The sequence below is a fragment of the Bacteroidota bacterium genome, assembly GCA_035506275.1.
Classification (GTDB): domain Bacteria; phylum Bacteroidota; class Ignavibacteria; order UBA10030; family UBA8401; genus JAGVPT01.
The window spans coordinates 533,452-550,699 of sequence record DATJPT010000008.1; the positions used below are offsets into that span (position 1 = coordinate 533,452).

Sequence of the window (17,248 nt, forward strand, 5' to 3'; positions counted from 1 at the left end):
TTTATCCAAAGGACAATCGAATGAGCGGCAAACATTTTCCGATCCTGATCATCACCGGCCGGCCGGCAGCGGGAAAATCGGAGGTCATCGACTTCCTTAAAAGAGCGGACCCCGAGGAGCGCCTCGAACGGTTCCACATCGCCGATTTCGAAGAACTGGACGATTTTCTCTATGTGTGGGAATCGTTCGAGGTCGACGACATCCTGAGCCGGAACGGCAGGCCGCGCGTCTGGTCGGACGACAAATACTGGTTCAAAGATCATTTCACCTGGAATCTGTACATCGAAAGGCTTAGCCTCGAATACCGAAAAAAACTTGCTCGCGATCCGTCGTACCACGATTCGAGGACGACGCTGATCGAATTCGCGCGCGGGGGGGACAACGGCATTTACGAGGCGCTGTCGTTCATGCACGAAGAAATTCTGAAGCGGGCGGCGCTCATGTACATCCGCGTATCGTACGACGAATCTGTCCGCAAGAACCGGCGACGGGCGCGAAAAGGACAGGAAGATTCCATTCTTTATCATTCGCTCCCTGATGAGAAGATGGAATTTTACTACAAGACGAATGATTGGGAAAAGCTCGAAAAGAAGGATCCGAATTTCATCGAGGTGAAGGGGTTCAAAATCCCGTACGCGGCGTTTGAAAACGAGCCTGAGAAAACTCTGGACCCCGCGCTGATCGGCAAAGAGTTAGAAAGGGTCACGTCCAAACTTTGGGGGATGAAAAAATAAGGAGAGGCAGCAGATCTAAAAAGCTTCCGTTACAGTGAGGTACGTTCCGGAAGAATGGCTGCCGAACCCCATATCGAGCCGGATCGCGACCCGTTCCTCGCGATTCAAGACGAAGCGGATTCCTCCGCCTCCGGCAAACTTGAATTCGGACAAGCTCCATCGGGAGACCTGGTCGGCAACCTGAGCCATGCCGGCAAAACCGACAACACCAAACCTCCACCAGACCGGAATTCTATACTCAACCTGACCGCCGATCTCGGTCTTGTCCCGGTACTGGCCGTCAAAATATCCGCGGAGAAAATCCTGGCCCCCGAAACGCGCCAGGTCCTGGAACGGCGGAGTGCCGCTCAGGATCTGCGAGGTCACTTGCAATGCCAGTACCTGCGATTGATAAGTTTGGAAAAAATTGCGCAAGTCGATTTCAAGGTCCGAATAGGCAAAATCGCTGCCTAACGACCTGCCGTTGACAATCCCCGTCACCTGATAGAAGCTCCCCGAATAGGCTGCGAACGTTTTGTCTCTCGAATCCCAGTTGGCAACGACACCGGCTCCGACCACTTTTCCGCCGCCGCTCCCCGGAATGTTACCGGACTCAAGCAATCCCCCCTGTTTCGTTTGCACGATGGCCGAAGATTCATATTGGATGGTCGGTGCAATGCTGACTTCCGAATAAATTTTCCGGTAGAGGACAATCTTTCCAAAGACTGTTTCTGAAGTATAGCTCTCTCGTGCATTGGAGGGAACGTCATTGCCGATTCCGAAAAAGCTATTCGGGTATTTTTTGTAGGACACGTCGGTCAACAATCGATAATCGCCGTCAGCAAAATAAAAGTCCCCGTTCAATTCCACGATCACCTGTTGTTTTTCTGTGTAAATGACATCACCGGTGATGTCGGAAGGACGGTTGTAGAATGAGGCCGTATCGCGGTGCAGATAAAGGGCCGCAATGCCTCCGGCGAAACCGGTTTCGGGAGTGTAAAAAAATATCGGCAAAGGATAAACCCCCGATCGTTTTGCGCCCACGGTGTCCCCACTAAAGCCCTGCGCCGACCCCGTTTGCGGAAGGGATAAGCATCCTAAAGAGAACAAAAGAAGAAATACTGCGCCGGACTTCAATGTCATTCGAGAGTGAGAAAAGAGTCCTCATGCCAGCCCGCATTCCATCCTGTTTGAGGATCAAAATAGTTCTGAACAATCTTATGCAAATGATCGTTCAAAGTTTCCGCCTTCAATAAATTCTGCAGTCAGACAACCACCCGTAATTTCATCATCTCTCCGGCGTTCTTCTTTAAAAAAACTGAATCTCTTCAAGCTTATTGGTTTGGCAACCACATAGAAGGGGGGACCTTTTCGCTCTCAATGCGCCGCTTTGCCTTTCGGCAATTCGTGCCATAACCGGGACATGACGTACGCTCCTGCCAACGCAAACGGAATCGGAGCCCAATGCCACGCCCCCCATCCCCATGTTGTGGTGATGTACCCAACACCCATTCCGACAAAGGCGCCGGCAAGATACTGCATCCCATCGAACAGTCCGGCGGCGGAGGCTGCAGCACGCCTGCCGCCGAAATCCATCGATGCCGCGCCGCCGATCATTCCATGCGCGCCGTTGACGAAAAATGAAAGGAGGACAAGACACGAAGCCGCAACAACGGGGCCAAAATTGCACAGGTCGGAAACCCCGAAAAGGGCGAGCACGACCGCCATCCCGATGAACCCGAACGTAATCACCGGCGCCCGGCGTCCGCCGAAGGTCCTGTCCGAGGCGATCCCAAAAACGAACCCCCCCGCGATGCCGGCCAGCGCGATACCCCATGTGGCGATGATATACGGAAGATAGGTAGCGAACGCAGACTTGTTGGCGCCGTGGAAATCGACAAAATATTTCGGCCACCAGGCGTCGACAACGCTCCGCCGAACAAAACCGATCATCATCGAGCCGAGGGCGATCATCCACATGATGCGTGAAGCAAAGACCTTCTTGATGACGAAGGCCAGCGACGTGGGCTTGTTCTCGTCTGCTTCGGCTTCGTCGCCGGTGTTGAAGTCTCCCAGTCCGGCATCCTTCGGAGAGTTGAACATGAGGAAATAATTGACGACGGTCAACACTGCGACGCAGGCGCCGGGGATCCAAAAAGCATACTGCCACGGCAGCACGAGAAGGATCAGCGGCACTCCCTGAAACGCAAGGAGCAATCCGAAGCGGATGAGAACGCCGAAGATTCCGGCAAACGTTCCCCGTTCACGGACGTGGAACCACTGGGCGTTCACTTTCACGATCGACAAGGCGCCGAACGACTGGAAATAGCCGTTCACGCCCCACACGATAGCCATCAGCGTCAGGATCGCCCCTCCGGAGAGTCCAAAGTTTAGCATTGCAGGCGTCACAACATGCCGCGCGAGGCCGGTCCCTTCCCAGACTGCCGGAACAGAGACGGCAAAACTTGCCAGTCCGAATAGGACATTCATCAGCGCGACTCCGACGGCGCCGAAGAGAAACGCTTTCTTCCCGCCGGCGCGGTCGGCAAACGGACCGTTGAGGACAACTGAAAGACCGTAGACCAACGGCATCAATGTTTCGAACACGCCCAGATCGGTATTCTTCCATCCGAACAGATCGGCAAGGGTCGGGGCGACGGCCGTATAGTTGTAACGGGTCATATAGAACGACGCGTAGAGCAGACCGAGCGACATCCAATTGACGACGCGCCGCCTCCGAAACTCCGGCGCGATCTCCGGCCGTTCCAATGAGGAAGATTCCATTACCCTCTCTCTGAGATACCGGACGAATTATGCAAGCAATTCTTCCGCTTTCTTCACAACGTTTTCGACGGTGAAGCCGTACTCTTTGTAAAGGACTTCGTACGGGGCCGACGCGCCGAATTTTGTGATGCCGATGATCACTCCTTCATCCCCGACATATTTGTTCCAGCCGAGGGGCACGCCGGCTTCGATGGCGATCCGTTTTTTTATGGAGGGAGTCAAAACGCTTTCGCGGTATTCCTTCGTCTGACGTTCGAATAATTCCCACGACGGCATGCTTACCACTCGCACCGCGAATCCTTTCTCCGAGAGACGTTCATAAGCGCCGATGGCAAACTGAACTTCGGACCCTGTGCCGATGAGGATGATCTGCGGCTTTGCAGAACTCTCAGCAAGCGTATATGCACCTCTCCAGAAATTCTCGGCCGAGGCATACGTGGTGCGGTCGATCGTCGGTACTTTTTGACGCGTGAGCGCCATTGCGACCGGACCGCTGTGATGCTCGATGGCGTACTTCCATGCTTCTGATGTCTCGTTCGCATCGGCGGGACGAAGGACCGTGATATTTGGGATGGTCCGGAGGGAAGCAAGCTGTTCAATCGGCTGATGCGTCGGGCCATCCTCCCCCAGGCCGATGCTGTCGTGCGTAAAGACGTAGATCGGACGGATGCCCATCAGCGCAGCAAGACGAATCGGGGGACGCATGTATTCCGAAAAAATCAGGAACGTCCCGCCGTACGGGATGAGTCCGTCGGTCAACGCCATTCCGTTGAGCACCGACCCCATCGCGTGCTCCCTGACGCCGAAGTGGAAATTCTTCCCGTCGTAACTTCCCGGCTGAAATTCGGGATAATTTTTCAGGAACGTATTGTTTGACGGGCGCAAGTCTGCCGATCCGCCGAGCAGGCCCGGCAAATACGGCGCAATTGCATTGAGAACCTTGCCGGATGCCTCGCGCGTTGCCACTGCAGCAGGATCCGTGCCGAATTTCGGGAGGGCTTTTTTCCATTCATTCCCCAGCTTCCCCTGCCACAGCTCTTCTAGTTCCATTGCGATATCGGGATGGACTTTTTGATACCGGGAAAATAATTTTTGCCACTCATCCTCGGCGGCTCTCCCCTTCTCAACCGCTTCGCGAAAATGGTTGAGCGCCTCGGCGGGGATGAAGAATTTCTTCTCGGGATCCCATCCATATGCTTTCTTTGTCAGCTTCAATTCTTCTTCGCCAAGGGGCGTGCCGTGGACTTCGCCGGTATCGTGTTTGTTCGGGCTTCCGAAGCCGATGTGCGTTCTCACCGCTATGATCGACGGGCGGTCGGTCACCGCTTGGGCGGCGCGAATCGCCGCATCGATCGCTTGGATATTGTTTCCGTCGGCAACCGACTGGACATGCCATCCGTACGCTTCAAAGCGCTTCATCCGATCCTCGGTAAATGCACACTCAGTCGTTCCATCAATGCTGATATGGTTGTCGTCATACAGGTAAATGATGTTGCCCAGTTTCAGATGCCCGGCGAGGGAAGCCGCTTCCGACGCCACGCCTTCCATCAGATCGCCGTCGCTGACAATGCCGTAAATGGTATAATCGATCACTTCGAAATTCGGCCGATTGTACCGCGCTGCAAAATATCGCTCTCCGATCGCCATACCGACGCCGTTCGCAAAACCCTGGCCAAGCGGGCCGGTGGTGGTCTCAACTCCGGCGGTCAAGTGATATTCCGGGTGCCCGGGAGTTTTGCTCCCGAACTGGCGAAAATGTTTCAAATCATCGAGCGAGAGGTCGTAGCCGGTGAGATGCAAGAGACTGTAAAGCAACATCGAACCGTGTCCTGCCGACAACACGAAGCGGTCTCTGTTGTGCCAGTGCGGATTGGCGGGATGATGTTTCAAAAACCGCGTCCAAAGAACGTATGCCATCGGCGCGGCTCCCATCGGCATTCCCGGATGGCCCGCATTTGCTTTTTGTACGCCATCGATGGAGAGCGTCCTGATCGTATCGACGCATAGTTGATCTAAAGGGTTGTTATCCACGTAAGACTCCCAATGAATGTTGTATGATTTTCAGTACGAAGGATCGGCCTTCCCACGAGGAATATGAAGAGAAGACTTCACACAAGAAGTAAATGAGCGTATTGCAGATAGAAGATAGGGAAAAAAAATATAAAGTAAAAGAAGGACACCGCGTTCGCCGGAACCTTTCATCGGAGCGTTCAATATTCCATCGTATACCCGGCGCGCTCGACCGCGCGGCGCGTGGCCTCCAAAACCTTGGGATCGGGGTTATGGGGGAGCACGGGAACCTCGGCGGCGCTCTTCATCAAAACCGCCAGCTCATCCGCATTCTTTCCGAGCGCATGTTCAGCGGCTTCATACAAACCGTCGACTTCTTCTTCCCGTTCGTTGTGAATTGCAAGGATGGATCGGACCGTCGAAACCAGAGGCCTCGTCGGAGGGGGAACCATGAGTGCGACGAGCGCTCCATGGTCGAGACGTATTCTCGCTGCTATCGGCAGCGGTACTCCTCCGCTGTGCTGCTGTGCGGCAGGGAGAAGTATTTTTTCTTCGATGCTGATATGACGCAGGAGGCCACGGCGGAATTCACCATACGCTTCCTCATCGATCGTCCCGGTGTTGGAGAGCGAACGGGCAAGCAAATCATCGAGCCGTTCGTGGTCGCGAGCTAAGAAATCATACACGGGGCCGGCCACACGAAATCCTTTCTTGCAACTGAAGAAGAGCGGAGGGGAAAAACTATTCTTTGTCTTTAATCAGTTCGTGTTCGATGGCATAGCGGACAAGATGCGCGACGTCGTGAACGCCGATCTTATGCATGATGTTCGTCCGGTGTGTATCGATCGTCCTTGAACTGATGAAAAGCTTCTGTGCGATCTGTTGATTGGTCAGTCCGCGCGAAACAAGTTCAAGGATTTCCTTTTCACGCGCGGTGAGAAGCACCGACGGCGGCTGAGAAGTCTTGGACTGCTCGCGTCTGCTCAGGAATCCTTTGACGATCAATTCGTTGATCCGCGGGCTGAATGCCTTCTCTCCCTTCAGCACGGCGCGGACCGCCGCAATAAGCTCTTCCTTCTCCGCGCTTTTCAACAGGTAGCCTTCCGCTCCGAACTCAAGCGCCTGATGAAGATATTCTTCCTGCTCATATGCCGTGAGAATGAGCACATGTGAGCTGGGAAAATCCCGGCGGACGAGCTTCGCGACTTCGAAACCGGAGATGACGGGAATAAAGAGGTCGAGGATCACAAGGTCGGGGCGAAGATCCCTCACTTTCGCGAGAGCCTCCTCCCCATCCTCTGCTTCGCCGACGACGGTGAAATCTTCCACATCCTTCAATTGGTTTCGAATCCCGAATCGCGCAAGAGGATGATCGTCAACGATCAGAATTTGTATCTTCTTCATGGCCGGCAATGTCGGTCAAAAAAATATGACATGAGGTATCGAGTGCAGTCGCAACCGAATGCGAGCGCGTTGAATGAGGCCAGCATCAATCTTTCGTCTGCACAATGCCTTTGTCGATGGCATACCGGACGAGGTTAGCGACGTCGTGAATGTTCAATTTTTGCATGATGTTGGTGCGATGGGTATCGACGGTCCGAGCGCTGATGAACAACTTCTCGGCGATCTCCTGATTGGTCAACCCGTCCGCAACGAGGGCGAGGATTTCCCGTTCCCGCTTCGTGAGAACCTCCTCATCCGAAAGCGGCTGCATTTTCTGCCCCTCAGCTTTCCGGATGAAATTCTCAACAATAAGCTTCGAGATACCGGGACTGAAAAATTTTTCCCCCTTCATCACGGACCGAACTGCTTCAACAAGCTGCTCCTTCTCGACGCTCTTCAACACATACCCACCGGCGCCGGAACGGATGATCTGGTAGACATAATCTTCATTCTCAAAACCGGTCAGGATCAGCACGCGGAGAGTCGGGTATTTCTTCTTCAGCAGTTTCGTCGCTTCAATGCCCGACAGACCCGGCATGAATATATCCATGATCACAAGGTCGGGTCCCAGCGCCTTCGTCTTTGCAATGGCGTCCTCGCCGTCCTCCGCTTCCCCGACAATGACGAATTCCTCATACGCCTTCAATTGGTTGATGACGCCGAACCGAACAAGCGGATGGTCGTCAACAACGAGTATTTTAATTTTCTTCATGGAATATTGGCCGGACTAACGAGTTGGCAGAATCCCTTCCCGCTTTTGCTTGAACTCACTGCGTAAATGTATGAACTATATCTGGAATTGTCAATTCCGGCGGGTTTAGAGGAGCGGGGCCTTTTGCATCTGGACGGATTGAAATAAAAGAGCAAGCAGCGGCCCTTCGGGGAAGACGCGGAGCGCGTCCGGCGAAGCCATCCCTTTGAGAGAAAGAGAGCGCCGCGTCCCGCCGCTTTTCTGCGGGACCAGGGTGAACATTTTTCTTCATGCCATTCCAGCAAAAGACACTAGTACCGAGTGTAGAACCGATCTCTTTTGCTGACGCGGAATGGTAGGCGGTGACGGCGCTGCGATGCAAACGCTCAGAACGGGGATATAAAAAGAAGACGATCAGATGCTCTCACAATCCTCTTCGGGAATCCAGCCGATCTTTCCGTCGGCGAGACGGATTTTCCGCCAATGATTGACGTCATCCAGCACCTGAATTTTCAGCCCCTTATGGAGGACGAAGAGATCGTTTCCCTTGCTGTCCGGCGCCGCTTTGATGTTCGCGACATCGCTCATGACGATTGCAAATTCGGTATTCGATTCTTTATAGGATTGGACTCCGTAGCCGATCATCGTGAGAATGAGAAGAGCCGAAAAGAGCAATCCGCCGAACATCGCGACCCTTTTTTGAGTGTACGTTTTCACGAAGAACAGGACGGCAAACGAGAGCAGCATGAGAAGATAGAACGCGTACACGATCCATCCCATCGTTGAGAGCGAGAAGAGCGTGAGCATGGTATCGATCCAGCGGTACACAAAGATCCGCGGCACGGCATCGATCTTATCCACCACCTGAAGGTTGGCCAGCTGAAGGTTGAATTGCACATCCTCGTCGCGCGGCAGAAGCTCTTTCGCCCGTTCGTAATTGAGGATCGCTTTCTGGACGTTGCCGTTTTTGTAGTATGCGTTGCCAAGGTTGAAGTAAAGCTCCCCGCTCTCAAAACCGCTTTGGATGATCTTTTCGTACAGGGCGATCGCATCCGGATATTTCGCCTGGAGATAGAGTTGATTTGCCTGATCAAACGTCCGGCCTGCTTCGTCCGAATACGAAACGCTTCCAATCGCGCTCATGAGGAACAGGAGGGGCAAGAATCGTTTCATTTGCTCAACTCCTTCTCCGTCGAAATGATAACGCTGCTGGCCATTTCGTAGATCTTGCTCTTTTCTTCCTGCTGCGAGCTCGCCGGTGCATACCGGGCAAATTCGCAAGCCTCCAGGCACTCCTTCAAGCGAGTCACCACCTCAGCAGAAATGGGTTTCTCTTCGAGCTGTTTCATCACATTGTCGATGGAAAGTTCGGCACGGTCGATGGAAAGCTTGTCAGAAACGTATGCCCAGAGCGCGCGGGAGACCTCGGCGTAGAATGCTTCCGAATTCTCCGACTGAAGCAGCGTCTTCGCTTCCTTCAGCTTCTTCGAAGCAATTTTCATCGCTTTGCGCGACCGGAACGTTGCAACGTCCGAGAGTTCCCTCATGGTCTTTCGGCGGTACGCCGCAAGGCCGACGAAAGCGAGCAGGGGCAGCACCGTAATGATCGCCACCGTGGAGACGGGAAGGATCTCCCCACCTTTCCTGCGGAACGAACCGGCGTTTGTTTTAATGAAGCGGATGTCCTGGTTCAGCAGCTTCACATCTTCTTTCGAAAATCCGGTGACAAGCTGCGGAGCTTCGGCGCTTCCTTTTTCAACGTTCAGGTCGAAGGCGTTCGACCTCAACACGACGTACTTTTCTCTGGCCGGGTCAAAGTAGGAGAACTCGAGCGGAGGAATTCTTTTTTGTCCGGGATACCGCGGAACGAGCAGCCACTCGAATGTCTTCGAGCCGTTCACCACGCCGCTGGTCCGGTCGATGTTCTCGGTGACTTTCGGGTCGTATTTTTCGAAGTCGTTGGAAATTTCAAGATTCGGAGCTTCAAGAATCTTGATGTTGCCGGAGCCTCCGATCGTCGCCTTGAGCGACACCGGTTCGTTTGCTTTCACGCTCGAGCTGCTGACGCCGGCGCTCATCGTAAACTTTCCAACGGCTCCTTTAAACGATGACGGAACATCTGCCTTCGGCAGAGGAAGCACGGTCACTTTCACCGCCGCGCTCTTAATAGTGACGTTCGACGTGGCAAAATTATTGAAGAACGGATCGTTGAAGAATTGGTCGAAAAAGTCGTTCGAACGCTTCTTGTTCTGCATCTGGACCTGGCAAACAATTTCCAGAGGATTCACCTCAAGCGTTCCGGATTGCGTCGGGAAAAGGGCAACCTTTTTCAACAATCCGGCCTGGTACTGCTTGCCGTTGACGACTTCAGTCGTCAAGGACACTTGCTGCGGGACCGAAAGTTCCTCCCCCCAAAAACCGGTCATTGCCGGCAGCTTCTCGATGGTATAGTTGGAAATCCTGACTCTCGTGTACACTTTGAACGTCACCGTCACTTGCTCGCCGAGGAAAACGCGCGTTCGGTCTGCTGTTGCCCGCAGAAAAAGATTATCGCCGACCTGTGCATCCTGACCGGCAGCCTGTCCGGACGCTCCGGATTGCTTTGACGTTGTGCTCCCCTTGACCACGGTGATCTCGATCGGCTGCGAAGAATATTCTTTTCCCCCTTTTTCGATCGTCGCCGACCCGAGAGTGAATTTCCCCGGTTCGCGCGGCTGGATGACATAACTGTATGTCACCGACGACGACATGGAACCGTTGATGATCTGAACGCTCGACGACTGGTTCGGTCCGGAGAGGATCATGAATTTGCTCATGTCGGGCAATTTCGGCACACCTCCTCCCGATATGCCCCCTCCGTTCAACGTCAGTTCCAACGTAAACTGCTCATCCTGCGCAACGGTGCTCTTATCAACCGCGGCCGTAAACGTGATATTCTGTGCCGAAAGGAATATGGGAACGGCCATCAACACCAAGCCTATTGCCGCAATGCGACTTTTCACTTTTATCTTATCTCTATTCACCTTTCAACTACCAGTCTTTTTCCACATTTCCCCTCACTACTTGTTTCTTGTGAAGCTGTTTCTGAACATTCTTTTCGTCGTTCGTGAACGCGTTCAATATCCGCTCGGCTTCGGCACGGGACATCTGCTTTTCTTGCTGCTGTTGCTGCTGCTTTTGTTGATTTTGCTGCTGATTTTGTTTTTGCTGATCCTGCTTGTCCTTGTCCCGCTGCTTCTGCTGGTCCTTTTTTTGATCCTTATCGTTCTTGTTTTGCTTGTTCTGTTGTTGCTTCTGCTGCTGTTGTTGCCGCTTCAACATTTCCTCTGCGTAGGCGAGATTGTATTTCGTGTCCTCGTCGCCCGGATTCAATTTTAAGGATCGTTTGTAGTCGCCGATGCTTTCTTGATAATTTTTCTGTTCAAGATGCGAATTTCCGATGTTATGGTGAAGCTGCGCCTGGACCTTCGGCTCTTTCGTCTTTGTGAGTGCGCTCTGATAATTCTGCACGGCTTCATCATACCGCTGCTGCTTATACAGCGCATCGCCAAGGTCGAAGTACCCCTGCATCACCTGATTGTCTTTTTCCAGCGACTTTCGATATTCCGCCTCGGCGTCCGCATACTTTTGATCTCTATACAGAGAATTGCCGTCGCTGATATGCGAACGAACGGACTGCGCTTCGGCAAAAGCACTCACGCCCGCGAGAAGAATAAGCATCGTGAAGAAACGAGATCTCATGTCAATGGTGCCCGGTTCTTGGCGCTTTGTTCAGAACTATTAAGACCTTTCCCCTAAACAATACTTTCATCGTTATCGACAGCTATCGCTTTAAATGGATTAATCCTATCGAGCCAGGGAATCTTTTTGTCGGACAAGAATACGTCAATGACCAGCAAAAGGAGCGCTAATCCGATAAAATACTGAAATTGGTCCTCAAAATCAGTGAATTGTTTTGTCCCGAACTCGCTCTTTTGAAGCGCATTCACCTCTTTATAGATCACGTCCAATTCATCCTGGCTGTTCGTTGCACGGAAGTATTTGCCGTTCCCGAGCGTTGCCATTTTCTCCAACGTAGTCTCATCCAGCTTCGTCAAGACGACGTTGCCTGCTCGATCCCGCTTAAAGTCCACTTGTTTGCCGCCGGCGTCATAGATCGGGATCGGAGCCCCCGCCGGCGAACCCATGCCGATGGTATAGATCAACACGCCTTTCTTGCCTGCATCCTCGGCCGGTCCTATCGCATCCCCCTCATTGTCTTCGCCGTCGGTGATGATCACCAAAACCTTTTTCGTCGGCGTGTTCAGGTCGAAAGATTTCATCGCTTTCTCGACCGCGCTTCCGATGGCTGTCCCCGGAGTAGGCACCGATTCGACATCGACCGCATCCAGGAAAAGGTCTGCCGCGCTGTAGTCTGTCGTCAAAGGGAATTGCACGTAGCTCTCGCCGGAAAAAATGATCAGTCCGATCCGGTCGCCGGCCAGCCGGCCGATAAGATTGTTGATCTCGTACTTCGCTTTGGCAAGCCGGTTCGGCTTGACGTCTTCGGCCTTCATCGAGAGCGACACATCGAGGGCGATGAATATATCGACCCCTTCCTGCTTCACTTCTTCCTGGCGGATGCCGACCTGCGGATTAGCGAGACCGACAACGATGCACGCAACCGCTCCGAGCACGAGGATGGATTTTGTCACCCGCTTCGCTCCGCTCGATTCCGACGCAAGCCGCTCAAACATTCCAGAAGTGGAAAATTTTTCCCGTGCCTCCCGCTGCTTCCGGCCGACAAACCAAAAGAGCGCCCATGTCAGCGGAACAAGCGCCAGCCAATAGAGATATTCGGGATGTGCAAAGCGTATCATTGTGTTCCCGTCCGTCGTCCAGGGTCGGTGGGGCGTAGCGCTTGGTCGATCACATTGTTACGCCGCATCACGGAAGTTTCCTCAGCCATGTTTTCGAAAGACCGACGTCGACCATCAAGAGCAGTAAAGCAAAACCGACATACGAATAGAACAGTTCGGAATACCGCCGGTATGTGCGGACCTCGATCCGGGTCTTCTCAAGCCTGTCAATTTCTTTGTAGATCTTCTCGAGCGTTGCATTGTCGGTGGCGCGGAAATATTTTCCGTCCGTGAGTTCCGCAATCTTTGTCAGCGCGTTTTCGTCCAGGTCGGACTTCATCATTTGATAGCGGATCCCGAACGGGGTCTGCGCCGGATACGGCGCCTCGCCGTTCGTCCCCATGCCGACGGTGTAGATCCGGATGCCGTATGTCGCGGCGATCTGGGCGGCGGTGATCGGGTCGATCTCTCCCCGATTATTGACGCCGTCTGTCAGCAGGATAATGACCTTGCTTTTTGATTTGCTGTCCTTCAGCCGGTTGACGGCATTCGCGATGCCGAGCCCGATGGCTGTTTCTTCTTCGATCATTCCGGGCTTCACGGGCTTGAGCAGGCTTTTAAGAACAGCGTAATCGACAGTGAGCGGACACTGCGTGAAACTTTCCGACGCAAAGATGACGAGGCCGATGCGGTCGTTCGTTCTAGCGTTGATAAATTCTTCGGCGACATTCTTCGCGGCCTCGATGCGGTTCGGATGGAAATCCTCGGCAAGCATGCTCCCCGAAATATCGAGAGCCAAAATAATATCGATCCCCTCGCTGTAGACATTTTCGCCGTGCGACGTCGATTGCGGACGGGCGAGCGCCAGAATCAGCAGGGTGAGCGCGGCCATGCGAAGAATAAACGGGAGGTGACGAGCCCGCTCCTTCCGCGTGGACGGGATCTCCGAGAACGGAAGAAGGCTGGAATACCGAACGTCGCTTTCCCGATTCCTCTGGCGGAAGTAATACCAAACCGACAACGCGGGGATCAGCAGCAAGAGGAAGAGAAATCCTTTGTTCGCAAATGTCACATCAAGCATTCTGCGGCACCTCTTCTTTCGGTTTTGTCCGCTCAACAATATCCAGCGCTTGGGGAATGACAGCTTCGTTCTCCGAGGGAACGGGAGAATATTTTGCGAACTTCACGAGGTCCGCGCTCACAAAAAGGTCCTCGATCAGCGACGAGATATCGGGCTCCAAGTTGAACTGTTTGAGCTGAGCAAACACTTCGTCCGACGTCATCTCTAGCGCCATGATGCCGTACCGTCCTTCAAAATACTGCCGGATAATTTCCGTGGCTTCCGAGTAAAATGCCTTGGCGTCTCCCTGCTCCCATACCCGTTTTTCTTTCAGCTGCTTCAGCCGCATCATCGCAAGAATGTGCGGCGGAATTTTGGGCGCTTCCTCTTCGACAATTTCTCCCGCCTTGATTTTTTGTCTTCGATAGAAGTAATAGCCGGCATACAGAAGACCGCAAATGAGAAGAACGATCCCCGAATACAGGGCGATTTCTTTCCATGTCAGCGGAATGCCGATCGGAGGCTTCACATCTTTGATCGCTTTGGATGTGTCAACCTCAACGGAAGAGACCCGAATGGTCAACGGATCCGATTGAACAAAATATCTTGCGGTATCGGGGGGGTGTGTATACGCTATAAGAACCGGGGGGATAACAAATGAACCGGAGTCGTAGGCAGAGACGACAACCTTGCGTCCTTCGGTCACGGTATGTCCGTCCACAACTTTCGGCAGTGTATCGAGGCGGACAATCTCAAAGACTCCGAGCGTATCTTTCAACGCGCTCCATGCAATCTCCGTCGAATCGGCATGTTGTACATGCAGATTCACGCTCAGCCAGTCGCCCATCGTGATATGGGTTGAATCGACTGTCGCAGTAACCGAAACATCCTGACCAAAAGCGATCGAAACGTTGACGGCAACAATGATGAGGATGGCGCTGAAGTGCGTCAAAACTTTTTCCCTGCTATTCATTACTTCCCGCTGATTCCTTTTCCACTCTTTACAGCCGCTGCTCGCGCAACTTAAAAAAATCGACCAGCGGTTTGATGTACGGATTCTGGATCTGGATATCGATCCTGTCAACTTTGGTGGACACAAATAATTTCTTCAATCGCTCTTCATGCTGCTGCCAGTAATACCGGAATGCCTGCTGGATGTGAATATTGCTCGTATCGACCCAGCGCTCGCGCCCCGATTCCGCGTCCTTCAATTTCATAAGACCGACCCTCGGCATCTCCCGCTCGCGCGGGTCTCTCATCGTGACGGCGATGACATCATGTTTCTTGCTCACGATGCGGAGCGCCGCATCGTAGCCTTGATCGATAAAATCGGAGATGAGGAATGTGATCGACCGTTTCTTGATGACCGAATTCAAGTACTGAAGAGCGCCTTTGATGTCGGTCCCGCTCCCCTCCGGATTGAACGAAAGCAGGTCGCGGACGATGCGGAGAATATGAGCTTTCCCTTTTTTGGGTGGAATGAACTTTTCGATCTTATCCGTGAAGAGGATAAGGCCGACCTTATCGTTGTTCCGGATCGCCGAAAACGCGAGCACGGCACAGATCTCCGTGGCAATCTCATTCTTCATCGCCGAAGCGGTGCCGAAATTCTCCGAACGGCTCAGATCGACCAGCAGCATGACCGTCAACTCGCGTTCTTCTTCGAAAATCTTGACGAACGGATGATTAAACCGCGCCGAAACGTTCCAGTCGATCGACCGGATGTCGTCCCCGTACTGGTAGTCGCGAACCTCCGAGAATTCCATTCCGCGTCCCTTGAAGACCGAATGGTACTCCCCCGAGAAGACGTGGTTCACCAGCCCGCGCGTCTTAATCTCGATCTGCCGTACTTTTTTGAGAAGCTCTTGAGTGGTCATGGGCAATGAACTGCTAACAATGAACGGCTAACAATGAACACTATAATCGTTGTTGATCGCCGGCTGGTCATTGTTCATTGATTACGGTACTTCAATCTTATTCAAAATCTCCTGTACAACATTCTCCGACGTCACCTCCTCGGCTTCGGCCTCATAGGTAACGGCGACGCGGTGGCGCAGCACATCGAGGCTGACCCCGCGGACGTCTTCGGGGATGACGTATCCCCGCCGCTTGATGAAGGCGAACGCTTTTGCCGCAAGAGCAAGGTTGATCGTCGCACGGGGCGATGCGCCGTAACTGATCAGCTGCGCAATTCCCGGAATTCCGTACTCTTTAGGATTCCGTGTTGCAAAGACGATCTCAAGAATGTACCGTTCGATCTTCTCGTCCATATAAATTTCCCCCATGACCGCACGCGCTTTGATGATCTCTTTCGTCGTCACCACCGGCTTTACCTGCAGTTCGGTTCCGGCCACATTTTGCCGCATGATCTGAAGCTCTTCGTCCTTCGTCGGATAGTCGATCTTGACCTTCAGCATGAATCGATCGACCTGCGCTTCGGGCAACGGATACGTTCCCTCCTGTTCGATCGGGTTTTGCGTTGCAAGTACGAGGAACGGTTCCTCCAATTTGAACGTTTCTTCTCCGATCGTCACCTGGCGTTCCTGCATCGCTTCAAGGAGCGCGCTCTGGACTTTTGCCGGCGACCGGTTGATTTCATCCGCCAGAATGAAATTAGCGAAGATCGGTCCTTTTTTCGTCTGGAACTTCGAATCTTTTTGATTGTAGATAAGCGTTCCAACCAAATCGGCAGGAAGCAGATCCGGCGTGAATTGTATGCGCTGGAACTTTGCCTGTATCGCCGCCGCCAGGGTTTTCACGGCCATAGTTTTTGCAAGACCGGGGACGCCTTCGAGAAGGATGTGTCCGTTCGAAAGCAATCCGATGAGCAACCGCTCCATCATATTTTTTTGTCCAACAATAACCTTTCCGACTTCCATCGTGAGGAGGTCGATGAAAGCGCTTTCGCGCTGGATCTTCTCGTTGATGGCCTTAATATCGTGCTGCATTCAGCCTCCGAACATGAATAAACTAGCGTAATTATATGGCAACAATGAAGTTAGACTGCTTCTAATTTAAAAATGTTCCGCATAAAACCAAATTCGCGAAAAGAATTTGGTTCCAACAAAAATAATTCGTAATTTTTCCATAGCCGTTACACAATTCCCCATCATTAAAAGGCGTAAGTATGACAAAGACGTTGATGGCATATGCCATGTTGTTACTTCTGTTCGCTGCAGGATGCGGAGAGAAAAAGGCCGATCCGGCAAAAATCGACGAAGCGGCGAAATTGATCGCCAATAAGGATTTTGAAAAAGGGATAGCGCTCATTGATGACCTCGGCAAAGCCAGTCCCAGCGACGAGGTTGTCAAGAAGGAACAGGTCGATGCTCATATGAAATATGCGAATTTTTTGATGTACGAATCGCTTCTTCCGCCGAAAGAAAAATACCCTTCGGCCTTGCGTCAATACAGGTTCGTGGCGACGATCGATCCGACCAATAGCGAAGCGAAGGAGAATATTAATTTGATTGAGGGGATTTACAGTCAAATGGGACGGCCGATTCCGGAATAAAACATTTGATTGTTCACGAAGCAATTTGTATCTTTTAAGAGACAAGCGGGCGCTTAGCGCGTCCTCCTGAAAACGGAGGACTTCGCTAAAAACCCTGTCTAAGTTTAAAGCGGGCGCTTAGCCAGTCCTCCTGAAAACGGAGGACTTCGCTAAAAACCCTGTCTAAGTTTAAAGCGGGCGCTTAGCCAGTCCTCC

The 17,248-nt window shown here is 52.7% G+C and carries 17 protein-coding genes; 2 read left to right on the forward strand and 15 right to left on the reverse strand.

Features of this window, described 5'->3' with window-relative positions:
* The first annotated feature begins 20 nt into the window (after positions 1-20).
* Complete coding sequence (locus VMF88_07640) at positions 21-734, forward strand: hypothetical protein (GenBank protein HTY10929.1); 714 nt, start codon at positions 21-23, stop codon at positions 732-734.
* Positions 735-749: 15 nt separating this feature from the next.
* On the opposite strand, the gene VMF88_07645 is transcribed toward VMF88_07640, so the two are convergent.
* The 15 genes from VMF88_07645 to VMF88_07715 all read right to left on the reverse strand — a co-directional run bounded on the left by VMF88_07645 (position 750) and on the right by VMF88_07715 (position 16,487).
* A complete protein-coding gene (locus tag VMF88_07645; protein HTY10930.1) occupies positions 750-1,727 on the reverse strand; it encodes a BamA/TamA family outer membrane protein in 978 nt (325 codons plus the stop codon).
* Between the two features lie 363 nt (positions 1,728-2,090).
* Positions 2,091-3,497, reverse strand: coding sequence for an MFS transporter (locus VMF88_07650; protein HTY10931.1), 1,407 nt, complete (start codon positions 3,495-3,497; stop codon positions 2,091-2,093).
* A 27-nt stretch (positions 3,498-3,524) separates the two neighbouring features.
* Positions 3,525-5,528, reverse strand: a complete 2,004-nt coding sequence (tkt, locus tag VMF88_07655; protein ID HTY10932.1) for a transketolase — start codon at positions 5,526-5,528, stop codon at positions 3,525-3,527.
* Positions 5,529-5,707: 179 nt separating this feature from the next.
* Positions 5,708-6,205: a hemerythrin domain-containing protein gene (locus VMF88_07660; GenBank protein HTY10933.1), complete on the reverse strand. Its 498-nt coding sequence runs from the start codon at positions 6,203-6,205 to the stop codon at positions 5,708-5,710.
* A 43-nt stretch (positions 6,206-6,248) separates the two neighbouring features.
* Positions 6,249-6,911: a response regulator transcription factor gene (locus VMF88_07665; protein ID HTY10934.1), complete on the reverse strand. Its 663-nt coding sequence runs from the start codon at positions 6,909-6,911 to the stop codon at positions 6,249-6,251.
* An 85-nt stretch (positions 6,912-6,996) separates the two neighbouring features.
* Positions 6,997-7,662, reverse strand: coding sequence for a response regulator transcription factor (locus tag VMF88_07670; protein ID HTY10935.1), 666 nt, complete (start codon positions 7,660-7,662; stop codon positions 6,997-6,999).
* Between the two features lie 105 nt (positions 7,663-7,767).
* On the reverse strand, positions 7,768-7,923 hold the full coding sequence (locus tag VMF88_07675; GenBank protein HTY10936.1) for a hypothetical protein: 156 nt from the start codon (positions 7,921-7,923) through the stop codon (positions 7,768-7,770).
* A gap of 132 nt (positions 7,924-8,055) precedes the next feature.
* Entirely contained in the window at positions 8,056-8,814 is a 759-nt protein-coding gene (locus tag VMF88_07680) for a tetratricopeptide repeat protein (protein HTY10937.1), read from the reverse strand.
* Entirely contained in the window at positions 8,811-10,607 is a 1,797-nt protein-coding gene (locus tag VMF88_07685; GenBank protein HTY10938.1) for a BatD family protein, read from the reverse strand. The genes VMF88_07680 and VMF88_07685 overlap by 4 nt, the downstream gene beginning before the upstream one ends.
* Before the next feature lie 64 nt (positions 10,608-10,671).
* The gene (locus VMF88_07690; protein HTY10939.1) at positions 10,672-11,361 is read right to left on the reverse strand and encodes a tetratricopeptide repeat protein; all 690 of its coding nucleotides are present in this window, start codon (positions 11,359-11,361) and stop codon (positions 10,672-10,674) included.
* Positions 11,362-11,435: 74 nt separating this feature from the next.
* Positions 11,436-12,500 (reverse strand): VWA domain-containing protein, encoded by a 1,065-nt coding sequence (locus VMF88_07695; protein HTY10940.1) that lies wholly within the window; start codon positions 12,498-12,500, stop codon positions 11,436-11,438.
* 67 nt (positions 12,501-12,567) lie between these two features.
* A complete protein-coding gene (locus tag VMF88_07700; GenBank protein ID HTY10941.1) occupies positions 12,568-13,551 on the reverse strand; it encodes a VWA domain-containing protein in 984 nt (327 codons plus the stop codon).
* Position 13,552: 1 nt separating this feature from the next.
* Positions 13,553-14,512, reverse strand: a complete 960-nt coding sequence (locus VMF88_07705) for a hypothetical protein (protein ID HTY10942.1) — start codon at positions 14,510-14,512, stop codon at positions 13,553-13,555.
* A 28-nt stretch (positions 14,513-14,540) separates the two neighbouring features.
* Positions 14,541-15,416, reverse strand: coding sequence for a DUF58 domain-containing protein (locus VMF88_07710; protein HTY10943.1), 876 nt, complete (start codon positions 15,414-15,416; stop codon positions 14,541-14,543).
* 81 nt (positions 15,417-15,497) lie between these two features.
* Positions 15,498-16,487 (reverse strand): MoxR family ATPase, encoded by a 990-nt coding sequence (locus VMF88_07715; GenBank protein ID HTY10944.1) that lies wholly within the window; start codon positions 16,485-16,487, stop codon positions 15,498-15,500.
* Positions 16,488-16,666: 179 nt separating this feature from the next.
* Here VMF88_07715 and VMF88_07720 point away from each other — a divergent pair, with 179 nt between their 5' ends.
* Positions 16,667-17,053 carry a hypothetical protein gene (locus VMF88_07720; GenBank protein HTY10945.1) on the forward strand — a complete coding sequence of 129 codons (387 nt, stop codon included), beginning with the start codon at positions 16,667-16,669 and terminating at the stop codon, positions 17,051-17,053.
* Positions 17,054-17,248: the final 195 nt, after the last annotated feature.